Genomic DNA, 21,098 nt, shown 5'->3' with positions numbered 1-21,098 from the left:
CGGCTTTGCCGTCCCTGCGCCTTGCGGCGCAAATAAGCAAAACAGGCGTTTTCCGTCTTTGCTGCATGCCGCCGCTAGCTAGCTTCATGCAGCGGGTTGATCGGAGACCCGCCTGACTGCTGACATCTGATGAGCGACAAGTGCTTCTTGCCTTTGCTCAATTAGTTTATCGGTGGGACGCTCTATTTTCTTAAGCGTTTTTTGAAACTTTTTTCCCGCCGGTGAAAATTTATTTTACGGAAGGCTGCACCACCCCGTGCTTCTTCACATTTCTCGATTCACGAGATGACCGCTGGGGTCAAAACCCCTGACCTCATAGTCGCGTACGGTTTCATGCTGCGTGCGCGACTTGTTCAGCCAGACCTTCGTGTTGTAGATGATCTGCATCTCGATGGGCTTGAGCTCTTCGACGAGAGCTCGCCCCTCCTGCGTCACCTTGAAGGCTTCGATGCTGCACTCTTCCATCTGTCCAAATACCTTGGCCCTCTGCGCTTCAAGATCGAGGAAGCGATCGATATCGTCCTCCTTGATGAACTTCAGCATCTCGTGCGAAAGCTCCAGGTACAGCTGCCAAAGCGCTTCGGGCGTGCGCATCTCCATCACGCGCCCTCGGTCGGAGGCGTCGTCGAGATCTCGGGCACGGGCGGCGCCGCGCTTTCCAAGCTCTCGCCCGATTTTTCGGCGCGCGCCTTCTTCATCGCCTGTGCCCAAGCGTCGCGCAGTTCGCGTATGATGCCCGCCGCCTCGTCGATCTTCGCCGTGTCGCTCGCCAGATTACCCTGCACGAGGCAGTCGTAGACGTAGTTGTACAGCGGCAGTAGCTGATGCGAGATCTCATAGTCGAAGTCGAGCGTCACGCGAAATTCCGTGATGATCTTCTCCGCCTTGATGATCGAGTTGTTCGCCGACTCGTAGTCCTTCTTCTCCAGAGCCTCCTTGCCCTCCGACATGAAGCGCAGGGCGCCGTTGTAGAGCATGAGCGTCAGGGCTTCGGGCGTCGCCGTCATGATCTGCTGTCTCTTATATGCTTCCGCTGCTGCATTTACCATTCGTTTTCCCCCTGCCTTCCCCTATCACTTCGCGCCGAAAATCGAGCTGTAGGTGCTGTTCATGCGCTGCAACGCCGATTCCATCGCGTCGTATTTCTTATAGAGCTGTGACTGGAAGTCGTCCAAGAGATTCTTGAAGTCCTTCATCTTCTTTTTCTGCGAGCGTATCAGGTTGCCGAGCGTCGACGCATCGTCCCAATCGGACTTCGTGCCCGCTTCCTTGCTGATCTCCTTGAGGCTGTCCAGAGCGACTTTCGACAGGCGCATCGAAACGCCCGAGTTCTTGAAGTCGTCCTTCTCGTCCAGCGAACCAAAGACGCGGTAGACGGAGTCGGGATCTTCCGCCAGCGCCTTCTTGAGCTTGTCCTCGTCCAGCGACAGATGACCGTGGTTGTTCCCGACCTTCGTCGTGATGCCGAGTGTCGATGCGGAGTTGTACTTCGACTCGGCGGACGCGACGGGCGTCGCGACGGCTTCTCTCATCTTGCTGATGAGCCTGCCGAGGTAGGTGTTGTGGTAGAGAAGCCCGCCCTTCGCCTTTTCGTTCCAGCGCTTGACCTGCTCTTCCGACATGCCCTTTTCCTGATCTTTCGTCAGCGGGTCGTAATCCTTGTCGTGCTGCGTGTTGTATTCTTTCTGCAGCTCGTCCAGGAGCTTGTTGTAGCTCTCGACGAACTTCTTGACCTTGTCGACGACGGCGTCGACGTTCTGCGAAACGGAAACCGTGACGGTCTGTCCCGTCTGCGTCTTGTTGAGGAAGTTGTAGGTGACGCCCCCCGCGACGAGGCGATTCTCATCGACAATGTACTCTCTGCCGTCGACCTTGACCTTGCCTGCTGTGCCGCCGAACTGCTGCTCTGTGCCCTGCACGAAAGAGGGCAGGTTCGTCAAGGTGTTCGTAGACTGATCGAATTTCGCGAGGTGAAGGTTGTTCACGAGCTGTGTCGAACCTTTGTCGAGCGTCTTGACGCTGATGACATTGCTAGCGCCGCCGTTCTTGTTGTAGATGCTGAAAGAACCCGTCGCCGCATCGTAACTCGCGTTGAAATTAGCCTTGTGCGCGACATCCTTCGGCCCTTTCGGCGGACGCTTGGCGTTCTGTATGCTGCTCGCGAGGTCATTCAGCGTCTTCTTGTTTTCCACGAGATCCTTGAACGTATACTTGACGTGGTAGATATCGTCGGCAGATGCCGAACTCTTGTCCGCGAGATCCATATCGATCGCCGTGTCGCCTTCATTGACGACGGCATCCGTACCGTCCGCATAGTAGACGTGATACTGCTGCACGCCGCCGGGGCCGGGCGTCGTCAGCTTATCGATGCGCTTGAAAGCGATGTCGGCAAGCTCGGTCGACAGTGCTTTACTCGGATTATCCGAGGAGCGCGTGATCGGCGCATTTGACACGAAATAGGCGTTCGACGCGAGACTCTCGACCGTGACCGTATGGCTCATGACGGCCGCCGCACCGTTCGCATTGACCGTAACCGTCTTGTCGTCCGAGCTTGACGCGCTCTTCGCCGCCATGTCGGACTGCTGCTTGTATTTCGTAAGCTCGGAGAGGTTGTATGTATTGACCTTGTTGTAAAGCTCGTTGAGCGCGGTCTTCGTGTACTCGTTCGTCATCTCGCGCTTGTACATCTTGTCGTATTGGTTCTGCTTGCCCTTCATGCCCATCTTGACGAGGGATTCTACGTCAAGACCCGAGCCGGAAAGGCCGTAAATTCCGTTTACACCCATAATTCTTCCTCCTTAGGCCGGCTGATCCAGGAACGTGCCCAGCCATTCGCGCGTCTTTTCCATGCCCTTGATCATGTACTCGGGCGGCATCTCCTTGATGAGCTTGCCCGTCTTCTTTTCGAGCATGCGCACGCTCATGACGTCGACTTCCTTGTGGTACTCGAAGGCGATGTTGCAGTTCATGCGGCTCATGATGCGGTTGATCTCCTTCATGAGGTACGTCATCTGCGACTCGTCGACCGGCTTGTCCTTGCCGGCCTTTTCCTTGCGCTCTTGCTCTGCCGCCTCGCTCTTCGTCTTCGCCGCTTCGCTGATCTCCCGCGCCTGCAGCTGCGTGCTCAGATGCTCGTCGACGACGGCGGCGGGCGAAGCCTCGCCGGCAAGGCCGCTCGCCGCGGGGTTTTCCACGCCCGTCGCCGCTGCCTGCTGTCCGCTGTTTGCGGGTGCTGCAGGAGCGGGTGCCGGACTCCCCCCCACGGCAAGATCGGTCATCTGCATGACGGCCGCCGCGCCGAGCGCGTCCTGAATCTTGCTTATCATAGTTTCTCCCTCCATAGATAAAATATATGCAATCCCTTGTTTGCCGAGCGCTTCCTGCGCGGGGCAATACAGGAGCTTCCTGCTCCTGCAAGGAACGACTTGCCAAAGTCTTGCCTCGGATGAGACGCTTCACTCCGTCCCGGGCAATGCGCCGCTGAGGTCGATGTCAGCAGGCGCTGCCGCCCGCTTGTTCTCGTCCTGTATGGCGCGATATATTTCGCCGCGGTAGATCTTGACCTCGCGCGGCGCTTCGATGGCGATGCGGACGTTGTCCCCCTGCACTTCCACGACATGAACGACGACGTCGTCGCCAATCATGATCTGTTGGCGCGGCTTGCGCGTCAATACCAACATTCAGTTCGCCTCCCGCTCGCTTGCTTCCTTGTCCTCCGCCTTCTTGGAAAACAACTTGTGCTTCGTGCAATAGCCGCTCTTGTCGAGGACGATCTGCCGCCCCTCGTTCGTGCGGCTGTTGATGACAATCGGTGCGAGAAGATTCGCCGTCATCTCGCGTATGTCACTGCCTGGGATTGTCAAGAGCGTGTAGAGCAGAAGATCTTCCTGTCGTTCAAGGGCAAGGCTTTCGAGAACATCGTCCTCCAAGCGGAACTCGTAGTCAGGGAAGAAGATGAACGGGATCGCCATCAGAAATGCGAGATCGGGCGTTGTCACCGACTGCAGAAAGACGTAGGGGCTTTCCTCGTCGTATGGTATGATGATGAACTCATGCTCGTCTTCGAAGGCTGGAAGGCCTGCAGCAAAATGAACAATTTTGCTCTCGTCTTCCTCGATTTCTCCAAAGCGCGTCGTCGTGATCTTTCTCATGTTCTTCTCCCCTATGCGTATACATCATAATGGCCGATGGATGTCCACATATGAATGGAACCTTCCACTTTCATATGATAGTCGATACTGCCCGGCTCATAGTCGTACGTGGCGAACGGATCGGAGCGTATGTCGATCGAGTGCTCGCCGACATCGGGCGATCCTTTAAGCTCTGCCGGATGCACTGTGATCTTCGGACGCGGGATGGGCTTGAGCTCGATTTCCTTCTGTTCCTTGATCTCAGCTTCGATCTTGCCCTTCGCCTGCTTTTGGAAAAAGTCCGCATTTGGCTTCGCCGCACCGTCAATCGCCTGCCAAGCCTCCGATGAGCGGCGGCTCGTGCCACTTTTCACGCCTGAAAGGCCTGCGTTTTTGAAGTCCGCGCAGAGATCGGCATCCTTGCGGAAACCGTACGCCTTACGGCTCTCGTAGCTGTCGATGTCAATGCGCACCTGCGTCGCGCCGAGATTTGCGCTCGCTTCGCGCCGCACCCCTCGCATCTGTGTCGGCGTCATGCTCGTTTTAAGCTGGAAGGAGCGCGTCTGCCAGCCGAGCATGGGCAGGGTATGGCGCACATTCAGATACGTCATATTGGAAAGCATCGCGTCCCTCCTTTCTTCTGTCTTGTTCTTACCTCAAGTAGTCGGTCAAAGTCGGCGGCAGGATGCGCGAGCCGACGGAGAGCGACATGTTGTAGATTGCCGACGCCTGCATGAGCTGGACGGCGAGCTTCGCGACATCCGTGCTGTTCGTGTCGGAAATATCCTGCTTGATGGAAACGGCGTAGTCGTCGAGGATATCTGCCATGCCCTTGTAGACGTTGTGGCGCGCCGCGATATGATCCTGCGATATGACGACGTTGTTGTGCGACTCGTCGGCGAGCGTCACGCCGTCGGAAATCAGCCAGTTGACGTCGGAAGAATCGACTTTCGCCGCCACGGTCAGCATATCGTTGATCGCCGCCGTGCCCGACTGGGTGTTGCCCGAGTTTTCATCGTCGAAGATATCCGTGCCGAAGATATCGCCCGCCGTAGCGTTGACGGTATCTGCCGTCGGTTCGACGGCGCCATTCTTCTTGACCATGGAAATCTGCTTGAAATCGCCCTGGTACTTGACGATCTGCTGGTCGATGGTCTTGAGCTTCAAGTTGACCGTCTGACCGTTCACCGTGATGCTCTGCGACCAATTCGCACCCTTGCCGGCAGCGGCCGGCGGCGTCGTCGAGGCGTCCTTGATCTGCCCCGTGTTGAGGAAGTTGTCCGACACGTTGAATGCGCCGCCGAGAGTGCCCGCGCGGTCAGCCGCCGGATTGACTTCCGTCTGCCCTGCCGCGACCTTCTTCTTGTAGCCGTCCTTCATGAAGTCGTAGGAATAGATGTCTCCCGTCTTCGTGTCGAGATAATATTCATTATTGTCGTCGCCCTGGAGCGTGATCATCTGCTTCATGCGGCCCGACACGTTCGTATTGTTGAAGAACTTCGACTGCTGATCGTCGAGCGTCTTGGGCACGCCGCGCGCGACCTTCTTCTCCGTGAGGAGGAACGGCTGCGTGAGGTCGGACTGGCCCGAGAAGATGTAGCGGTCGCCCTGCTGCGAATTGCCGAGGGAGACGATCTCATGCAGCTTCGCCGTCATCTCCTTGGCAATCGCCGCCATATCCGTATCCTGGTGCGGCGACTGTGCTGCTTGGATCGTCTTTTCCTTCAACGTCTTGAAGATGTCCGCCATGCCCGAGACGGCGCCGTCCGTGCGCTGCATCCACGATTTGCCGGCGTCGACGTTCTTCTGATACTGCTCATTCTCGTTTTGCTCCGTGCTGTAGCGAAGCCAGTTCGAGTAGCGCACGGGATCGTCGGACGGGCGGTGCAGCGACTGTCCGTCCGACTGCTCCATGAGCTTCGCCTGCTCCTCCGCGGCGGTGTTCAGCTGTTTCTGATAGCGCGAAACCATCTGCAAGCTGCCGATTCTCATCTATTTCACCTTACCTTCCCACCATTCCCGTGTTGTTCACGAGACGGTCGAGCATTTCGTCCATTGTCGTCATGCAGCGTGCGCACGCGCTGTAGCCCTGCTGGAACTTGATCATGTTGGAAAGTTCCTCGTTCCAGTTGACGCCTGAGACCGACGTGCGCCAAGCCTCGATCTGCGTCATGACATCCTGTTGGAACTTGACCTTCGTATCCATGGCGTTCGAATCGATGCCGAGTGCACTCGTCACCGAATTGTAATAGTTGTTGAGCGAGACCGTGCCGGTCGGACGGTGCTCTGTTGGGCTGCCCGCCGTCGGGGTCTTGTATATCGTGAGGCCCGTGTCCTTCTGTTCCATGTTGAAGATGTTCGTCAAGAGAACGGCGTTGCTGCCGTCCGCCGTGCCGTTCATGTCGCTCGTCGTATGAACGACGGTGCCCGCGCCCGTAAGATTCGGCGGGATCGTCGCATTGTTGTAGCCGAGATTCTGCACGTAGGAGTTTTTCGCATCGCTGTTGTCACCGAAGCCGCGTGCGGCAAGCTTGAGCTCGCCGTTCTGTGCGACGAGTTCGGCACTGACCTTCATCGCCTTGATGATTTCAAGGCCTTCAAGCTCCTCCGTATCGCCGGCCGCCGTAGAGAGCGTCGTCGTATGCGTCGTCACAGGAGGCGAGCCAGTTGTCGTCGACGCCGTACCCGTCACCTTCGCCGCGAGGAGCGACTGACGTTCCTTGTCCCAAATATAATACTTGTCATTTCTGCCAAAGAAGTTGAGGTTCGAGGTCTTGTCCTTGTCAATTCCGGCACCCGCGCGATGCTGGTCATTGAACTGCGTCATGAACGTCGCTGCGATGTTCGCGAGCTTATCCATGTACGCCTTGTCCTCCTTGATGGAGTCGACGGCAGCTTGCAGCGAGCCATTTCCCGGCACGAAGAGTGTGTTCGTATCCTTGAAAATCAACGAGTAGTCATTGACGCCGTAACGCTTATTCTCAACGGGACCGTCCATCTTGAGTTCGAGACGTGAAACGCCGTTGACGATGGACGCGCCGCCCGAGACGACCTGGTACATGCCGTTATCCATCTCGTAGACGTGCAGGCTCATGTAGCCCGAAAGTTTGTCAACAAGGAGATCTCGCTTGTCGCGAAGATCGTTCGCCATCGCACCATTCGCCTCGGCGAGCGATATATTCTTATTGAGTTCGACAATCTTCCGCGTGATCTCGTTGACATCCTTGACCTGCGTGTCCATCTCGCGATAGACGAGATCAAGCTGCTTCTGCACGTTCTGCGCCGATTCTTCGAGGCGGTCGGCAAACTGTTTGCCCGATTCAATGACGGAGACGCGCTTCGCGGGATCGCTCGCATAGACGCTGAGGTCGTTCCACGCACTGTAGAACTTGTGCATCTCGTTCTGCAGGCCCTTGGTCTTAGAATCATTGAAGACCGCCTCGATCTTGTCGTAGTTCTTCTGGCGGTACTTCGCGTAGGACTCCGTCGCCTCCTCCTGCCAATACTGCTTGTCCGCGAAAAAATCGCGGGCTCTCGTCAGCGAATCCGAATCGACGCCGGTACCGACGAAAAGTCCGCCATACAGACTGCTGTGCTCCAATGCCCGCGTAGTCGCAGGATTCACGCGCTGGCGCGAATAACCCTCTGTATTCGCGTTCGTGATGTTGTGTCCCACCGTATCAAGGGACAGCTGATTGTTGTAAATGCCGCGAACCATCGTGTTCAGTCCGGAAAATGTTGATCGCATTCTTTCACCCTTTTCCCTCGGAAGCGCCGCCTCGCTCCTGCAAATCTGCGCTTTCTCTATCTATCCCGTCAAACGTTCGCATCAAACACCTTCGTGCCCGCGCCCGTCTGCTTCTTCCCTTTCCGCACGTCCTTCGCCGTGTACGTCGCCTCTGCAGGCGTCCCCGCCATCACATTGATGTTGAAGAGGATAAACTGCATGTGGCGTTCGAGCAGGGCGTCGTTCATGGCGACCGCTTCCTGCATCTCACGCATGATCCCGTTCGTTTCCTCCAGCAGGCGTCTCGCAACAGCACGTTCTTCAGACGGAGCCGTGCGCGAGAGAAGCTCCGCGAGGTCGTGCGTTGCCGTACCCTTCAGGAGTAGTTCCTGGCGCTTCTCTATGCGTCGCAGCTCGATGAGAAGAACCTCGATTGCCTTCGTCTCCTTGCTCATAGAATCGCCCGAACCGTCGCAAAGAGCCTGGCGCTGACGTTCCACCGCGAGGAGAAGTCTCTGGCACAAGTCGATCTGCTGTCTGAGCAGCTTGATGATCTCTCCCATAGCTTCACGCCTTGAAGTCGAAGCGGCGCTCGCGCGTCACGCTTTCCTTGCCGCCCGCTCCGTAGGACGCGCCCGCCGCCGTGCCGCCGATGCGGTTGAGGTTCGCCGTCACTGCGGCGAGTGCACCTTCGGCAAGCAGCGTATTCCGCTCGCCGAGGCGCTCGACCTCCTTCATGCGTCGATCAAGCTCCTCGTGCAGCGACTCAAGTTCTCCGGCAATCTGCCGATCTGGACAGCGTGCCAGAAGCTCGCGCAGTTTCATCGTCGCCTCTATGCCCGCGTCCTTTTCCGCAAGGCTTCGGAGAACCTCCTTGCGGCGCGCCTCAAGCCGCTCGATCTCCGCCGCGAACCGTTCCTCTTCCTTCACGACGCGCTCGATCGCCTTGAGATCCATCGCGGCCAGTGCCTTGTGCTTTGCCCCGCTGACTTTTGCAAGCTCCGCATAGCACGAAGAAAGTGCCTTCATGACTTCCTTCATTTCACGCCACATAAGCATCCTCCTCGTGACAGCACGTCAAAACAAGGTTTTCTCAAATGCGCTGGTCGAGCATTTTCGCAGCTATATCGCGCCCGGCAACATAATAGTCACCTGCGGCGATGCGCTCTTCATAAAAGCCAACTCTGTCCTCTCGAACCTTATCGTTATCCGCTTTCAAGCGGTTGAGAATCTCACCGAACGTCCTGCCTTCCTCGGAAAGCACAACGGCGTCCTTGCGCGGCGCTTCCGTCCGGTATCTGTCCTGCGTCTGCACGGCGGAAAGAGCTTCATTCGCCGCATAGACGCCATAAAGAGTCTGCACACGTCCCTGCACCTGGATGGACATCGCACCTCACCACCTTTCTTGTTATAGACGGAAACGGAGCATCCTCACTCACATACCCGTCTTTCATGAGTAGTATCGGAAAAAAATTCTTTCAGCTTAAGCGCCGCTCCATGAGAAGTTTCTGCGAAAGAGCGGCTCTCAAGCATCCTGTTCCTTGGCGACGGGCACGGAAGTGCGCCGCCGGAAAGAAGCGGCCATCCGCCCTCAGCCGATGCGGTTCGCCCCCGCCTTGAAATCGCGCATACAGCCCGCGCAATAGCGCCCGCGCGAGATCAGCGTGCCGCAGCTCTCGCATGGATAGCGGATCTCCCGGTCTGCCTGCAAGAGGCGGGAGTCATGGATCATGCGCAGGATCTCCTTTGGCTCAGCCCCCGTCCCTGCGGCGATCTCATCGAGTGTCGTCACCTCCGGATGCGCATTCACATAGCGGATGATACGCTCTTCTTCCTCGCGCTGCTTCTCGAAGCAGTCCATGCACAGTCTCTGCTTCGGCTGTGCGATAAAGAGCTTGCCGCACGAAGGGCAGTTTTTCAAATCTCCGTTCATCTTGTACCTCTCTCCGTAAAAGTAGCCAAAATATATGCGTCCAATGTATCTATCGTAGCGAACGCCTCTATTCCTAAGGGAAGATCCGAGGATTTTTCCAATGGCTTCCCACCGCCTGGCAAGCGCTTCTCTCCAAGAAGCAAAAAAAGACTGCACCCAAGGCAGAAAGCCCGGGCACAGCCCCGAAAACACGGATAAAACGAAGTCACTCATCCCGGCGCATCTCGCTGGAAATTCATTCAAAGTGCTCCTGCCACTCCGTTTCCTTGAAGCCGACGAGGACGAAGTCAGCAGCGACGAGAAGCGGACGCTTGACGAGCATGCCGTCGGAAGCGAGCAAGTCATACTGCTCGGCCTCACTCAGGGTGGGCAGTTTGTCCTTGAGCCCAAGTTCCTTATACTTCAAGCCGCTCGTATTGAAGAAGCGCTTCAGCGGCAGGCCGCTCTTCGCGTGCCAGGCACGCAGTTCATCGGCCGTCGGCCTCTCCTCCTTGATGTCGCGCTCCTCGACCGCAGCGCCGCGCTCTTCCAGCCAACGCCGCGCCTTTTGGCATGTCGTGCAGCGCGGATAGCATACGAAAAGCCCCTTCTTCATGCAAATGCTCCTTTCGTTCATAAGCTACACGCACAAACGTCCACTTTGTGGACATTGTGCGCCGCCCTTACAGAAGCCTAGCCAATCGGTCTGCGCCTTCGGCTTGACCTCTTGGGGCTTCATGGTAAACTACACGCATAAAACAGTTCTTTTCTCGATCATGTGTTATACCACTGGATACTCTGCTCCGATCCCCGCAGCAGAGGTGTCGACAAATTCGTTGCCATTTTATCGACATCTTGCTATACTGAACGCAGAGTACCTGCATGATCTGGAAAGGATGGTTCATCATGCCGCAAATACGCCCGCTTCCCCCTACGATTCCCATCACAGCCTTCAATCGCGGCCAAGCCGGAAAAATTTTCTCCAACGTAAAACAAATCGGCATGACGGTCGTCATGAAGAACAATGAACCGGAGTGCGTTCTGCTGTCGCCTGCCGATTACAACGCCCTTGTCGAGCGCTTAGAAGACGCTGACCTTCTGCATCTCGCTTCCGAAAGGCTGAAAGACTTCGACAGCAAAGAGCAGGCGGCTATTCCCTTTGAGGAAGTCTGCAAGCGAAACGGCATCGACCTTCCTTCTCTCGATTTTGAGAGCGTCGAAATCGAATGACGTGGCAGGTACAGTTCCTGGCCGCGGCACAAAAAGATTTCGAGCGGCTTGACGGCAGTCAAAAACGGGAAACGGTCAAAGCCATCTGCAAGGTCTCTCAAAATCCCCTGCCTGCAAGCGAGGGCGGCTACGGCAAGCCATTGGGCGCACACACCGACACGAATCGCGTCGGTCTATTAAAAATCAAGCTGAAGCGCTCAGGCATCCGTATCGTCTACAAACTGGTGCAAGACCGCGATCACATGCTTATCATCGTCATCGGGTTGCGCAGCGATTCTGCCGTATATAAAACCGCTGCACGCAGAATTGCAAAACTTGACGACAGTGAGTCCCTATAAGCCTAAGCGGAGCCGATCGCACCTACGCTTCTCTCTCCACTCTGTGCTCCGCACCATCAACAATCACTGCCTCACTGTTGTCCATTGTCAAAAATTCCAGTTTCCCATCGTATACACGAAGCGTTTCTTCCACAGCTTCAACAAACGGTTCTTCTCCTCGATGAGGCAAAATATAAAAATCCACAACAGATAAGCCGCTCATGTCTTTTAGGTCCGGTGCGGCTTTTTTGTCGTCCATGATTTGACCATAGGCAATATCCCTAGCCGTGATCATTGCTCCTGCCGACTCTCCGATATAAAGCATCCCCTCTTCAATTCTCTCATGCAAAGCCCCCAGAAGATTTTTGCGGCGCAGCTCCTGCAGCAAATAGAAGGTATTACCGCCTGAAACATAAAGGCTATCGCACATTTGCAATTCTCGTTCACATTCTTCCCGTGCGAATTTGCTAAAATCCATACGTTTCACACGGTAGCCAAGAGCGGCGAATGTATCCGCCGCTTCCTCCACATAGTCGGTATATTCTTCGACATTCGCCGCCGTTGGAACGAAGAGAATCTCTTCCGGCCTTTTCTCCTCCAACCATGTTCCAACCAACGTCTTCACTCCGGCCAAATAAGATGCTAGAAAAAGTTTTTTCATTTTTCCACCTCATTCATACACATGAAGGATATTGAAGTTGCAGTCACATGCCGCGGGGATGCGGCCGGCTTCCTTGACGATGCGAACGATGCGGTCCTCCGTCAGCGCGCGCGGACTCTTCGCGCCCGCATCGTGCAGAATCGTCTCCTTGTGCACCGTGCCGTCGATGTCGTTCGCGCCGAAGGCGAGCGCTACCTGGGCGACAGGGACGGTCAGCATGACCCAATATGCCTTGATGTTCGTGAAATTGTCGAGCATGAGGCGCGAGATCGCCATCGTCCTGAGGTCGTCCCACATCGAGGTCTGAGAAATGCCGCTCTCCGCGGCGAGCGCCGTGTTCTTCGGCAGAAACGGGAAGCAGATGAAGGTCTGGAAGCCGCCCGTCTCGTCCTGCAGAGAGCGCAGCGCGAGCAGATGGTCGACGCGCTCGGCGAGCGTCTCGATATGCCCGTAGAGCATCGAGGCGTTCGACTTGATGCCGAGTTCATGCGCCGTGCGCGCAGCGTCGAGCCACTCCTTCGCCGTCGCCTTGTTCGGACACAGCTCTTCGCGGATGCGGTCGGAAAGGATCTCCGCACCGCCGCCCGCGATGGCGTCAAGTCCTGCCGCCTTGAGCTTTTGCAGCACCTCGTGCACGGAAAGCCCCGAAATCTTGGAGAAATGCGTGATCTCGACGCCCGTGAAGCCCTTGAGGTAGAGCTTGGGGAATCTTTCGTGCAGCGCACGAAGCCGCGCGAGGTAGTCGTCGAACGTCCACGCGGGATGCAGTCCTGAGACGACGTGCAGTCCCGCAAGGTGCGGATCCTTCATCGCGTCCTCGACAACGGCGACGGCGTCGTCCGCCGCCATCTCATAGGCGCCCTTGTCCTCGGCGTCACGTCCGAAAGCGCAGAATTTGCAGTGCGCGCAGCATATATTCGTGAGGTTCACATGGCAGTTCACGTTGTAGTAGACGACGTCGCCGCACTTTTCGCGCCGCACATGGTCGGCGAGTGCACCGAGCCAAGCGATGTTCCTGCAGTCAAAGAGGCGGACGCCGTCCTCGCGCGTCAGGCGCTCTTTCGCCAGCACCTTTTCTTCAATATCTTCATAGCCCTTGGGAGCGAGCAATTCCGTCACTTCTTTCCTCATCCATAAAATTCAATCCTTGCGCAAAAAACGCCCGCGCAAAAACGGCAGGGCGGCGAGCGCCAAGGCGCTGTTGACGACGCCTTCCACGAAAAGCCCGGGGAAGGAGGCCAGCGCCGCCGCAAGGCTGTCGTAAAGGACAGCACCTGCGAGCGTGTAGGCCGCCGCCATCCAAAGGCTCGCGAGAGCCAGCGCCGCCGCGATCCGCCAGAGCCCGCTTCGCTCCTGTGCCATGCGGCAGACGATTTCCGCCATGACGAACTTGATGACGAGCGTCGGCACGATCCAAAGCGCGAAGCCGCTCATGAAGTCGGCAAGCGCCGAGCCGAAGCACGCGGCAAAGAGCGCCGAGCGCCGCGGCGCCAAGAGCGCAAAGAGGAAGATTGCGGCATCGCCCAAATGCGCGTAGCCGAGCGGAATCGGGATGTGAGGCACGAAGGTGGCGAGAAAGACGATCGCCGTCATCAGCGCCGTCAAGACAAGATCCTTCGCGGCAAACTCACGGTTCTTTCTTTGAGCGGCCATCATGACTTCTCCTTCGGCATACCTGCAGCAAAAAACTTCTCCTCATATCCGATGCCGCCCTCACGCATCGCCGCTCTCAATCAGGTCGACCTTGCCCGTCCTCGGGTGCAGCATCAATCCATGAATCTTGAGATCCTTCGGCAGCAGCGGATTCTCGCGCAGTTTTCGGACAACTTCCTTGACATTTTCCGCCGGGTGGCTGAAGCTGTCCGCCCAATGCACAAGTTCCTCGCGCAGGGGCGCGATCGCCGCATCGTCAACGCCGCGCACGTGCATGGCCTCGATGAGGCTCTTCGCCGTCGTCTTCGCCATGCCGCATTCGTCGTGTCCGACGACGAAGATCTCCTCAATGCCGAGCTCGTATGTCGCAACCATGAGGCTTCGCACAACACCGTCGAAGGGGCCGACGAGCGTGTTGCCGACGGTCTTGACGAATTTCGCGTCGCCGCGCTTTAGCCCCAAGGCAGGCTCCAAAAGCTCTACAAGGCGCGTGTCCATGCAGGTGAACACGGCGATTTTCTTCTTCGGCAGCTTGCTCTCGTGCACATCCTCCCCCGTGTAGTCGACGGGCGGGTTCTTGCAGTACGCCTCATTCGCCTGCAGCATCTCTTCCAATCGTGTCATGGAATCCACCTTTCCAGGGAAGCACGGATAAATTCAGCGATTCCCCATCATTATTTTTCGTTCATCATTGTAGTGGAAAAAGCGCGATATTGCAAGAGATTTGACGGCAAGACGGAAGAAATCGCACGCTTTCCCGCTTTTTCCGAGGAAAAAGATGTGATATAATGGAGTAGGAGCTCCATCAAAAAAAAGATTGCGAGGGATAAACATGAATGCAATAGAGATTACAAAGGAAAACTTCGAGAGCGAGGTCACGGCCGCCAAGGGCGCGGTGCTGCTCGACTTCTGGGCGCCGTGGTGCGGCCCGTGCCGCATGCTCACGCCCGTCATCGACGAAGTGGCTGCAGGGCATCCCGACCTCAAGGTCGGCAAGGTCAACATCGACGAGCAGCCCGATCTCGCCGTCCAGTTCGGCGTGCAGTCGATTCCGACGCTCATCGTCTTCAAGGACGGAAAGAAGACGAAAGAATCCGTCGGCTTCGTGCCGCGCGAGATGGTCGAGAGCCTGCTCAACTGAAGGGATCGCGGATAAATTCCGCACTTCCTCAAGACGTACGAGAAAGAGCCGCCATGGTTTTGCAGCCGTGGCGGCTCTTTTTTTGATAGGCGCTGCATCCATCCGTGCTTCTTCAGATGAATACGAACTGTACGAGCAGCATGTAGCAGACGGTGCCCGCCCACCTACGCGCCGCGCTCGATGTTTCGGATCAGGAGGTTGATCGCCTCCATGCGCATATTCGCCGACTCGCTGACCTTTTCCAGCTCGCTGACTGAGCGCGCCGACTCGGCGATGTGCACGAGGCTTCCTTCAAGCGTCTTCTGCAGCACGGTCATCTGCTCGTTGAACTGCGCATCGAAAGCACGAATCTTCTTCTCCATTTCCTCGTTTGCCTCCATGATGGCGTCGATCTTGCGCACTTCGTGCAGCAGCTTTCGCACCGCCTCGTCGGATGCCGTGAGGTTTTCCTGCGTCGTGCCCGATAGCTTGCTGACCTCCTGCGCGACGACGGCGAAGCCACGTCCCGCCTCACCCGCACGCGCCGCCTCTATGGTCGCATTCAAGGCGAGCAAATTGATCTGCGAAGCGATGCCTGCAATCAGGCGGATGACCTCGTCGATGCGCTTCGTGTCCTGCGCCAGCTTTTCGAGCGTCGGTCCGATCTCCTCGCCTTGGCGCACGATCTGAGCGAAGAGCTGCTTCTGCTCGGCCGAGCCGTCCGAAAGGTTCTTGAGCGCCGCCTGAATCGCATGCACCTCATCGGAAATGCGCGTGATGGAGGCGATGATCGCAGGAATCTTCTGCTGATAGTCGCGGAACATGGCGACAAGGTCATCCTTGAGCGCCCCCACATGCGCCTGCCGATCGATCATGCGGCGGAAGAAGAAGGCGTCGCAGTCGGCGTAGATGCTCGCGAAGTTATCAATGTAGTCATCGCGGAAACTCACGCCCGAAGGCACATGATAGAAGAAGAGCGCCGTCAGCGTCTCGTTGACATGCAGGCCCGCGATTTCGCCGAAGCTCGAAAAGCCTGCGACAGGCACATCGCGGAACTCGTCAATGTGCCCCGTCTCCGACGCATAGCAGAGGCGGCGCAGGATGCAGTCGTTCAGAATGCCGCCGAGCGGCGCAGGCTTGCCGCGCTGGAAATCGGTGAGACCCTTGGCGAGCGTATCGGCGAGAGAGCCGCGCTTCATCAGATGAAGCCGCTCGCCCGTCACGATGTCGCAGTAGAGATTCAGGCGGCCTCGCGCATGGTCGAGCGCACTGACCGAGCGGATGAAGAAGTCTTCGTTGATATCGGAAGCGAACGTGTACTTCTGCATTGCCGCATCAAGATCGGCGGCAGAATGCACGCCAAGCGTGCGCTTCAAAGCCTCCAACGCCGGCAATGTCTCGCCCGACGAAAGCTGCAGCGTCTCGACGGAGCGAAGCGCCGTCGAGGCCTTGTCGATGATGAAGGACGTATCCGTCTTTTCGACCGCCTGCGTCTTGAAGATGCCGTAGCGGTAGCCGCGCCTGAGACGCACGAGCGTGATGACGGCATGATCTTCAAGACTCGCTTCGCCGTCGTAGACACAGGCGCGCCCATGCGCATCGGGAGCAGACGAGCCGCCGATATAAGGGCACGGGAACTTGCGCGACTCGTAGAGCGCCTGCATGAGGAACGTCTCCGAGCGCGAAAGCCCGTCGATGTAGACGAGCGCGAACGTGTGGTAGAGACTGATGCGAAACGGCGGCACATGTCGCTCAAGCTCGCCCTTGATCGCCTGGAGACGCGCCTCAAGGCTCATGTCGATGCGATCCGCCTTCAAGTCCTGCGAGTGAAGCGGAACGCTCATCGTGAAGACGCCCTCGATCATGCGGCGCGAATATCCCTGCAGAAGCACGCGTGCGCGTCCTTCGCCGGCTTCCTGGTAGAGCGTCGCACTGCCCTGCGGACGACAAAGCTCGCCCGCGTCCGTCATGAGCACGACGCGCACCTCCTTGCCGAGCGCCTGCTGCACGGCTCTGCCGACGTCCGTCAAGTCGAGATCGGGCGAGACAAAGCCGAGGACGAGCGCCACGCCATCGGGCAGAGAGACGATGGGCGCGAGGTTTTCCCGCGCGATCTCGCTTCGATGCAGGTAGCAGACGGCGACATCAGCGCCCTGCAAGTCTCTGCCTGCCGGCGCTCCGTTTTGCGCGGCCGCCTTTTGAACCTGCGGCAAGGGCTTCGCATCCACGCGATCGCGCAGAGAAGATTTCCCTTCCCCGTCTTTTCTGCTCTTCAAAAAATCAAACACCTTCGAACCTCCTGACGAAAGAAGCACGGATAAATTCGGCCGCTCATGCTCACACTTCTATGCAGCCTCAATTTATCACCATTTCCCGAAGAAAAACTGCCGGACACGCCCGCCCCGGCTGCCGTACATACCTTGACCATCATTATAGCATGGAAGGGGCGTTTCTTTCCAATTTTTTCAAAGGAAACTTGCCGTCCGACGCACGTCTTCCATTCAAGCCTTTTTGCCGCGCAAAAACTTCAGCGCCGAAAGCCCCGCGACCGCGCCCTCGTGCACGGCCTTCACCACCTGCAGGAGCCCGCCCGTCGCATCGCCCGCGGCAAAGACGCCGGGCACGTTTGTCTCCATCTTCTCATTCACTTTCAGATATACACCGTCGAGAAGAATGCCGAGCTTCTTGGCAATCGCCGTGCTGCCCGCCGTGCCGAAGGCGACGAATATGCCGCTGACGGGAAGCGTCGCGCCGCCCGCGAAGACGACGCGCTCGACCCTGCCCTCGCCCTCGACCGCGGCGAGCCGTTCCGTATGCACGAGAAGCCCTGCCGGCACATGCGCGGGCGCCGCCTCGCCATTCGTCAAAAGATGCACCTTCGCCGCGTGCAGCAGGAGCGCCGCAGCTTCTGCAAGCGCATAGTCACCCGCGCCGAGGACGGCGGCCTCCTTGCCGCGATAGAAGAAAGCGTCGCAGATCGCGCAGTAGCTCACGCCGTGCCCTTCCAACTCCTTGAGTCCTGCGAGCGGCGGCGCGAGGCGCGAAGCGCCCATGGCGAGCACGACAGCATCCGCTTCGAGCGTCCGATGCACGAGCTCAGCGACGAAGCCGTCCATCGTGTCCTTGAAGCGCAGGCCGACAAGCTCCCCCTCGACGAAATCCACGCCGAGACGCTTCGCGCCCTCGACGCCCTGCGCGGCCAATTCCCTGCCCGTCAGCGGCTCACCGAAGCCATAGTAGTTTTCAATCCTTTCCGCCTTTTCGAGCGCACCGACGCCGTTCGCAACGACCGTGACCGCCGCCCCGCCGCGCTTCGCGTAAACAGCCGCCGAAATGCCCGCAGGCCCCTGTCCGATGACAAGAAGATGCTTCATGCCTGAATCTCCTTTCCGTTCCAAAGGAAGTACAAATAAGCTCAGCCGCCCATCTTCGCATATCCGGACGACCCCGTCTCAGCCGCGCTTCCACCATTCTTCCATTACTATACTACGTAAATTTTCCGCACTTTGTCAATAACCACTTGCAATTCTGCCCCATTTCTTCTATAGTCGTAATAGGCAATGTCAACGAAAGAGAAAGGATGTTGTTCATGGACAAGCAAACCCTCATTGGAAAGGTCAAAGAGATCGTCAGCGCCCCGAGCTGCTACGAAGGACTCCGAAAGCTCGGCGAAGACTGGCTCGCCGCCGTCGGCACGGACGCGGAAAAGAAGCTCTCCGAAAAGCTCATCGCCGCTCTCAAGGAAGATGTTGCCAGCATCGACGCCTCACTCGCCTTCTTCCAGTCCGACGAAGCGAAAAGCATCTTTGGCAGTGAAGAGGCGGCAAACCTCGCAAAGAAGGCCGAAGCGTTCAAAGCTGCCGGCAACAAGATCTGCTTCTGCCCCGCCTGCCAGGCAGGCAAAGCCGTGCTCGAGAATGCGAGCGTTCTGCTCAAGTAAGACACGGAATCAAACAGACTGCCAAAGCCGGATGCAGGAAAAGCTGCACCCGGCTTTTCCTGCATCGAGAAGCGCGAATGCTTGCTAATGGGACGGATTTTTTATAAAATATGAGGTAAGCGAAGCCTCGTTGCAAAGGAGCGGCACATGACGATTTTTAACACGCCGGAGCGACAAAAAATCTATCGTGACATCATCAAGAAACTGCGTTTGATTGACGACGCTTTTTTCAACAGCTGTTTTGACGGCGACATCGCCTGTATGGAACTTTTGCTGCAAATCATCTTTGGCAATCCGCAACTGCGCGTCAAAGAAGTATTGACGCAAAGATCTGTCCCAAACCTCTTCGGACGCGGTGTGCGTTTCGATGCAATTGCCACTGACGGTGAGCGCATCTTCGATGTCGAAGTCCAGCGCGATGACGAGGGCGCCGATCCCAGGCGAGCGCGCTACAACAGCTGCATGATGGACGCACGCGAGCTCGACAAGGGAAAGGACTTCAGGGAACTGCCCGAAACCTACGTCATCTTCATTACGGAACACGATGTATGGAAAGGCAATCGACCACTCTATCATGTGCAGAAGTCCTTCGCTGAAACAGGAATCGCCTTCGACGACGGCGCACATATTATCTACGTCAATGCCGCATATCAAGACGACACGCCGCTCGGTCGCCTGATGCATGATTTCTTCTGCGAAGACCCCAACGACATGCATTACAGCGTCTTAGCAAATCGAGCGAGATTTTTCAAAGAAAACGAAAGGGGAGCCTCCACCATGTGCAAATTAATTGAAGACCTCGTCAAAAGTGACTTGGAACACATCCTCAAAGCCGAAGTAGCCGAAGCCGAGGTTCGCGGTGAGGCCCGCGGTGAAGCTCGCGGTGAAGCTCGCGGTGAAGCTCGCGGTGAAGCTCGCGGTAAAGCACATGGCGAAGAACGCGCCTTTCTCAGCAGCATCCGCAATCTGATGAAGAATGCGGGCGTCTCGGCAGAAAAAGCCATGGATCTGCTCGGCATTGACGCCATGGCTCGCAGCAAGTATATGTCACTGCTATGAAACACACTCCCAGCAAGGAATCATCCATGGCGAAAAATCGCGCGAACCGCAAAACCTCCCTCGGTCCTCTACTCCTCTGTCTGATCATCTTCTGCACCAGCCTGCTCCTCGCGGGCTGCCTTGCACGCTCTGACGATGCCGCCTCGAAAGATTCCGCTGCGAGCCATACGCAAAAAAGACTCTCGCCCGATGAAAAAGCGGCCGCCATTGTACAGAAGATGAGCGACGCCGAGAAGGTCGGGCAGCTTCTCATGATCGGCATACAGGGAACGGAGCTCGATGCGGACAGCCGCTTCATGCTTTCGGAGTACCATGTCGGCAGCATCATCCTCTTCGACCGCAATATGAAGAGCCAGGAGCAGGTGCGCGCGCTGAACGATTCTTTGCAGAAAAATGCCGCAGATGCAGGACTGCCGCTTTTTCTCGCCATCGACGAGGAAGGCGGCGCCGTCGCTCGCATGAAGGAGGCGTTCCCGCCGCCGCCCGCCGCCGCCGAAATCGGCCGCACGGGCGACCCCCAAGCGGCATACCGCTATGCCGCCGACACGGCGCACGGACTCAAGGCGATGGGCTTCAACCTGAACTTCGCGCCCGTTGCCGACCTCGGTGCGACCTATGGGCGCTCCTATGCCAACGATGCCGCCACCGCGACAAAGTTCGTCGCCGCCGCCCTCGAAGGTCACTCCGACGCCGGGCTTCTCGCGACGCTCAAGCACTTCCCCGGTCTCGGACGCGGCGAGAGCGACACGCATGAAGACACGGTCACCGTGCACGCCGACCGCGCCACCCTCGAAGCGAGTGACCTCGTGCCGTTTCGCGAGATGATCGGCAAGAGGAACGCTGCAAAGAATGCGAAAGGGGCGAGCGGCTGGTTCGTCATGGCAACGCACACGATGTACCCGGCGCTCGATGCCAAGAATCCTGCCAGCCTTTCGCCTGCCATCCTGCAGGGCCTCCTCCGAGAAGAGCTCTCCTACGACGGCGTCATCGTGACCGACGATCTTGAAATGGGCGCGATCTCACGCCACTACGGCTTCGACCGCGCGGGCGTCGAAGCGATCCTGGCGGGAGCAGACCTCGTGCTCGTCTGCCATGACTACGCGCACGAAACCGCCGTCTACAACGGCCTCCTGAAAGCCGTGAAGAGCGGCGAGATCTCCAAAGACCGCCTCGACGCTTCCGTCCGGCGCATCGTCAAGGCAAAGATCGAGTATCTCGAATAGCTGCTTGCAATCATAGCCGAGAAGATTGACAGCAACGTACAAAAAATCTATAATTACAGAAGAAGAGTGACTGGCGGGTGGTAGCGTCGGTTTCTCCTTCGGAAATTTTTAGTTCCATTGGAAAGA

The 21,098-nt window shown here is 57.4% G+C and carries 26 protein-coding genes; 6 read left to right on the top strand and 20 right to left on the bottom strand.

Translation table 11 applies throughout. The features are described from left to right. Window positions 1-264: 264 nt before the first annotated feature. From OL236_RS00425 to OL236_RS00360, 14 genes are all read right to left on the bottom strand, one after another. Entirely contained in the window at window positions 265-600 is a 336-nt protein-coding gene (locus OL236_RS00425; protein WP_265070927.1) for a hypothetical protein, read from the bottom strand. Then, window positions 600-1,049 carry a flagellar export chaperone FliS gene (fliS, locus tag OL236_RS00420; RefSeq protein ID WP_265070926.1) on the bottom strand — a complete coding sequence of 150 codons (450 nt, stop codon included), beginning with the start codon at window positions 1,047-1,049 and terminating at the stop codon, window positions 600-602. Before fliS ends, OL236_RS00425 begins: the two co-directional genes overlap by 1 nt. Window positions 1,050-1,073: 24 nt before the next feature. Then, on the bottom strand, window positions 1,074-2,786 hold the full coding sequence (gene fliD, locus OL236_RS00415; protein ID WP_265070925.1) for a flagellar filament capping protein FliD: 1,713 nt from the start codon (window positions 2,784-2,786) through the stop codon (window positions 1,074-1,076). Between the two features lie 12 nt (window positions 2,787-2,798). Further along, a complete protein-coding gene (locus tag OL236_RS00410) occupies window positions 2,799-3,326 on the bottom strand; it encodes a flagellar protein FlaG (protein ID WP_265070924.1) in 528 nt (175 codons plus the stop codon). A 129-nt stretch (window positions 3,327-3,455) separates the two neighbouring features. Beyond that, window positions 3,456-3,680 (bottom strand): carbon storage regulator CsrA, encoded by a 225-nt coding sequence (gene csrA, locus OL236_RS00405; protein ID WP_006193745.1) that lies wholly within the window; start codon window positions 3,678-3,680, stop codon window positions 3,456-3,458. Continuing rightward, window positions 3,681-4,151, bottom strand: coding sequence for a flagellar assembly protein FliW (fliW, locus tag OL236_RS00400; protein WP_265070923.1), 471 nt, complete (start codon window positions 4,149-4,151; stop codon window positions 3,681-3,683). 11 nt (window positions 4,152-4,162) lie between these two features. Continuing rightward, window positions 4,163-4,753 carry a DUF6470 family protein gene (locus OL236_RS00395; protein ID WP_265070922.1) on the bottom strand — a complete coding sequence of 197 codons (591 nt, stop codon included), beginning with the start codon at window positions 4,751-4,753 and terminating at the stop codon, window positions 4,163-4,165. Window positions 4,754-4,781: 28 nt separating this feature from the next. Next, window positions 4,782-6,122: a flagellar hook-associated protein FlgL gene (flgL, locus tag OL236_RS00390; RefSeq protein WP_265070921.1), complete on the bottom strand. Its 1,341-nt coding sequence runs from the start codon at window positions 6,120-6,122 to the stop codon at window positions 4,782-4,784. 10 nt (window positions 6,123-6,132) lie between these two features. Further along, window positions 6,133-7,878 carry a flagellar hook-associated protein FlgK gene (flgK, locus tag OL236_RS00385; RefSeq protein ID WP_265070920.1) on the bottom strand — a complete coding sequence of 582 codons (1,746 nt, stop codon included), beginning with the start codon at window positions 7,876-7,878 and terminating at the stop codon, window positions 6,133-6,135. 68 nt (window positions 7,879-7,946) lie between these two features. Next, window positions 7,947-8,420 carry a flagellar protein FlgN gene (locus OL236_RS00380; RefSeq protein ID WP_265070919.1) on the bottom strand — a complete coding sequence of 158 codons (474 nt, stop codon included), beginning with the start codon at window positions 8,418-8,420 and terminating at the stop codon, window positions 7,947-7,949. A gap of 4 nt (window positions 8,421-8,424) precedes the next feature. Then, window positions 8,425-8,910: a flagellar protein FlgN gene (locus OL236_RS00375; RefSeq protein WP_265070918.1), complete on the bottom strand. Its 486-nt coding sequence runs from the start codon at window positions 8,908-8,910 to the stop codon at window positions 8,425-8,427. Between the two features lie 40 nt (window positions 8,911-8,950). Beyond that, window positions 8,951-9,244, bottom strand: coding sequence for a flagellar biosynthesis anti-sigma factor FlgM (locus OL236_RS00370; protein ID WP_009646328.1), 294 nt, complete (start codon window positions 9,242-9,244; stop codon window positions 8,951-8,953). 204 nt (window positions 9,245-9,448) lie between these two features. Beyond that, complete coding sequence (locus tag OL236_RS00365; RefSeq protein WP_265070917.1) at window positions 9,449-9,790, bottom strand: flagellar protein; 342 nt, start codon at window positions 9,788-9,790, stop codon at window positions 9,449-9,451. Between the two features lie 235 nt (window positions 9,791-10,025). Then, complete coding sequence (locus tag OL236_RS00360) at window positions 10,026-10,385, bottom strand: arsenate reductase family protein (RefSeq protein WP_265070916.1); 360 nt, start codon at window positions 10,383-10,385, stop codon at window positions 10,026-10,028. Window positions 10,386-10,771: 386 nt separating this feature from the next. Here OL236_RS00360 and OL236_RS00355 point away from each other — a divergent pair, with 386 nt between their 5' ends. Beyond that, on the top strand, window positions 10,772-10,999 hold the full coding sequence (locus tag OL236_RS00355) for a type II toxin-antitoxin system Phd/YefM family antitoxin (protein ID WP_265070915.1): 228 nt from the start codon (window positions 10,772-10,774) through the stop codon (window positions 10,997-10,999). After that, window positions 10,996-11,337 (top strand): type II toxin-antitoxin system RelE family toxin, encoded by a 342-nt coding sequence (locus tag OL236_RS00350; protein WP_265070914.1) that lies wholly within the window; start codon window positions 10,996-10,998, stop codon window positions 11,335-11,337. Before OL236_RS00355 ends, OL236_RS00350 begins: the two co-directional genes overlap by 4 nt. A gap of 22 nt (window positions 11,338-11,359) precedes the next feature. Here OL236_RS00350 and OL236_RS00345 read toward each other — a convergent pair whose 3' ends face one another. The 4 genes from OL236_RS00345 to OL236_RS00330 are packed head-to-tail and all read right to left on the bottom strand — an operon-like array spanning window position 11,360 to window position 14,254. After that, window positions 11,360-11,977: a Type 1 glutamine amidotransferase-like domain-containing protein gene (locus OL236_RS00345; RefSeq protein WP_009646329.1), complete on the bottom strand. Its 618-nt coding sequence runs from the start codon at window positions 11,975-11,977 to the stop codon at window positions 11,360-11,362. A gap of 9 nt (window positions 11,978-11,986) precedes the next feature. Further along, entirely contained in the window at window positions 11,987-13,108 is a 1,122-nt protein-coding gene (gene mqnE / locus OL236_RS00340) for an aminofutalosine synthase MqnE (protein WP_265070913.1), read from the bottom strand. A gap of 9 nt (window positions 13,109-13,117) precedes the next feature. Next, on the bottom strand, window positions 13,118-13,633 hold the full coding sequence (locus OL236_RS00335; protein WP_265070912.1) for an ECF transporter S component: 516 nt from the start codon (window positions 13,631-13,633) through the stop codon (window positions 13,118-13,120). Between the two features lie 57 nt (window positions 13,634-13,690). Continuing rightward, on the bottom strand, window positions 13,691-14,254 hold the full coding sequence (locus OL236_RS00330; protein ID WP_265070911.1) for a beta-class carbonic anhydrase: 564 nt from the start codon (window positions 14,252-14,254) through the stop codon (window positions 13,691-13,693). A 208-nt stretch (window positions 14,255-14,462) separates the two neighbouring features. Between OL236_RS00330 and trxA the strand changes: the two genes are divergently transcribed. Further along, window positions 14,463-14,771: a thioredoxin gene (trxA, locus tag OL236_RS00325; RefSeq protein ID WP_265070910.1), complete on the top strand. Its 309-nt coding sequence runs from the start codon at window positions 14,463-14,465 to the stop codon at window positions 14,769-14,771. Between the two features lie 164 nt (window positions 14,772-14,935). Here the strand turns inward: trxA and OL236_RS00320 are convergent, their stop codons facing one another. Both OL236_RS00320 and OL236_RS00315 read right to left on the bottom strand, forming a co-directional pair. Next, a complete protein-coding gene (locus OL236_RS00320; RefSeq protein WP_265070909.1) occupies window positions 14,936-17,038 on the bottom strand; it encodes a methyl-accepting chemotaxis protein in 2,103 nt (700 codons plus the stop codon). Window positions 17,039-17,251: 213 nt separating this feature from the next. Then, window positions 17,252-18,124 carry an NAD(P)/FAD-dependent oxidoreductase gene (locus OL236_RS00315; RefSeq protein ID WP_265070908.1) on the bottom strand — a complete coding sequence of 291 codons (873 nt, stop codon included), beginning with the start codon at window positions 18,122-18,124 and terminating at the stop codon, window positions 17,252-17,254. Window positions 18,125-18,339: 215 nt separating this feature from the next. Between OL236_RS00315 and OL236_RS00310 the strand changes: the two genes are divergently transcribed. From OL236_RS00310 to OL236_RS00300, 3 genes are all read left to right on the top strand, one after another. Beyond that, the gene (locus OL236_RS00310) at window positions 18,340-18,690 is read left to right on the top strand and encodes a heat-shock protein Hsp90 (protein ID WP_265070907.1); all 351 of its coding nucleotides are present in this window, start codon (window positions 18,340-18,342) and stop codon (window positions 18,688-18,690) included. Window positions 18,691-18,837: 147 nt separating this feature from the next. Then, window positions 18,838-19,749 (top strand): PD-(D/E)XK nuclease family transposase, encoded by a 912-nt coding sequence (locus tag OL236_RS00305; protein ID WP_265070906.1) that lies wholly within the window; start codon window positions 18,838-18,840, stop codon window positions 19,747-19,749. A 26-nt stretch (window positions 19,750-19,775) separates the two neighbouring features. Then, entirely contained in the window at window positions 19,776-20,972 is a 1,197-nt protein-coding gene (locus tag OL236_RS00300) for a glycoside hydrolase family 3 protein (RefSeq protein ID WP_265070905.1), read from the top strand. The last annotated feature ends 126 nt before the right edge of the window (window positions 20,973-21,098 follow it).

It is taken from the genome of Selenomonas sputigena (assembly GCF_026015965.1).
Classification (GTDB): Bacteria; Bacillota; Negativicutes; order Selenomonadales; family Selenomonadaceae; genus Selenomonas.
The sequence above is the reverse complement of the archived record's forward strand: the minus strand, read 5'-3'. Positions and strand labels throughout refer to the sequence as shown.

Excerpts from the sequence above, each read along its gene's own strand:
- OL236_RS00425 (WP_265070927.1), bottom strand. The coding sequence starts at position 600 with ATGGAGATGCGCACGCCCGAAGCGCTTTGGCAGCTGTACCTGGAGCTT.
- fliS (WP_265070926.1), bottom strand. The coding sequence starts at position 1,049 with ATGGTAAATGCAGCAGCGGAAGCATATAAGAGACAGCAGATCATGACG.
- fliD (WP_265070925.1), bottom strand. The coding sequence starts at position 2,786 with ATGGGTGTAAACGGAATTTACGGCCTTTCCGGCTCGGGTCTTGACGTA.
- OL236_RS00410 (WP_265070924.1), bottom strand. The coding sequence starts at position 3,326 with ATGATAAGCAAGATTCAGGACGCGCTCGGCGCGGCGGCCGTCATGCAG.
- csrA (WP_006193745.1), bottom strand. The coding sequence starts at position 3,680 with ATGTTGGTATTGACGCGCAAGCCGCGCCAACAGATCATGATTGGCGAC.
- fliW (WP_265070923.1), bottom strand. The coding sequence starts at position 4,151 with ATGAGAAAGATCACGACGACGCGCTTTGGAGAAATCGAGGAAGACGAG.
- OL236_RS00395 (WP_265070922.1), bottom strand. The coding sequence starts at position 4,753 with ATGCTTTCCAATATGACGTATCTGAATGTGCGCCATACCCTGCCCATG.
- flgL (WP_265070921.1), bottom strand. The coding sequence starts at position 6,122 with ATGAGAATCGGCAGCTTGCAGATGGTTTCGCGCTATCAGAAACAGCTG.
- flgK (WP_265070920.1), bottom strand. The coding sequence starts at position 7,878 with ATGCGATCAACATTTTCCGGACTGAACACGATGGTTCGCGGCATTTAC.
- OL236_RS00380 (WP_265070919.1), bottom strand. The coding sequence starts at position 8,420 with ATGGGAGAGATCATCAAGCTGCTCAGACAGCAGATCGACTTGTGCCAG.
- OL236_RS00375 (WP_265070918.1), bottom strand. The coding sequence starts at position 8,910 with ATGTGGCGTGAAATGAAGGAAGTCATGAAGGCACTTTCTTCGTGCTAT.
- OL236_RS00370 (WP_009646328.1), bottom strand. The coding sequence starts at position 9,244 with ATGTCCATCCAGGTGCAGGGACGTGTGCAGACTCTTTATGGCGTCTAT.
- OL236_RS00365 (WP_265070917.1), bottom strand. The coding sequence starts at position 9,790 with ATGAACGGAGATTTGAAAAACTGCCCTTCGTGCGGCAAGCTCTTTATC.
- OL236_RS00360 (WP_265070916.1), bottom strand. The coding sequence starts at position 10,385 with ATGAAGAAGGGGCTTTTCGTATGCTATCCGCGCTGCACGACATGCCAA.
- OL236_RS00355 (WP_265070915.1), top strand. The coding sequence starts at position 10,772 with ATGACGGTCGTCATGAAGAACAATGAACCGGAGTGCGTTCTGCTGTCG.
- OL236_RS00350 (WP_265070914.1), top strand. The coding sequence starts at position 10,996 with ATGACGTGGCAGGTACAGTTCCTGGCCGCGGCACAAAAAGATTTCGAG.
- OL236_RS00345 (WP_009646329.1), bottom strand. The coding sequence starts at position 11,977 with ATGAAAAAACTTTTTCTAGCATCTTATTTGGCCGGAGTGAAGACGTTG.
- mqnE (WP_265070913.1), bottom strand. The coding sequence starts at position 13,108 with ATGAGGAAAGAAGTGACGGAATTGCTCGCTCCCAAGGGCTATGAAGAT.
- OL236_RS00335 (WP_265070912.1), bottom strand. The coding sequence starts at position 13,633 with ATGATGGCCGCTCAAAGAAAGAACCGTGAGTTTGCCGCGAAGGATCTT.
- OL236_RS00330 (WP_265070911.1), bottom strand. The coding sequence starts at position 14,254 with ATGACACGATTGGAAGAGATGCTGCAGGCGAATGAGGCGTACTGCAAG.
- trxA (WP_265070910.1), top strand. The coding sequence starts at position 14,463 with ATGAATGCAATAGAGATTACAAAGGAAAACTTCGAGAGCGAGGTCACG.
- OL236_RS00315 (WP_265070908.1), bottom strand. The coding sequence starts at position 18,124 with ATGAAGCATCTTCTTGTCATCGGACAGGGGCCTGCGGGCATTTCGGCG.
- OL236_RS00310 (WP_265070907.1), top strand. The coding sequence starts at position 18,340 with ATGGACAAGCAAACCCTCATTGGAAAGGTCAAAGAGATCGTCAGCGCC.
- OL236_RS00305 (WP_265070906.1), top strand. The coding sequence starts at position 18,838 with ATGACGATTTTTAACACGCCGGAGCGACAAAAAATCTATCGTGACATC.
- OL236_RS00300 (WP_265070905.1), top strand. The coding sequence starts at position 19,776 with ATGGCGAAAAATCGCGCGAACCGCAAAACCTCCCTCGGTCCTCTACTC.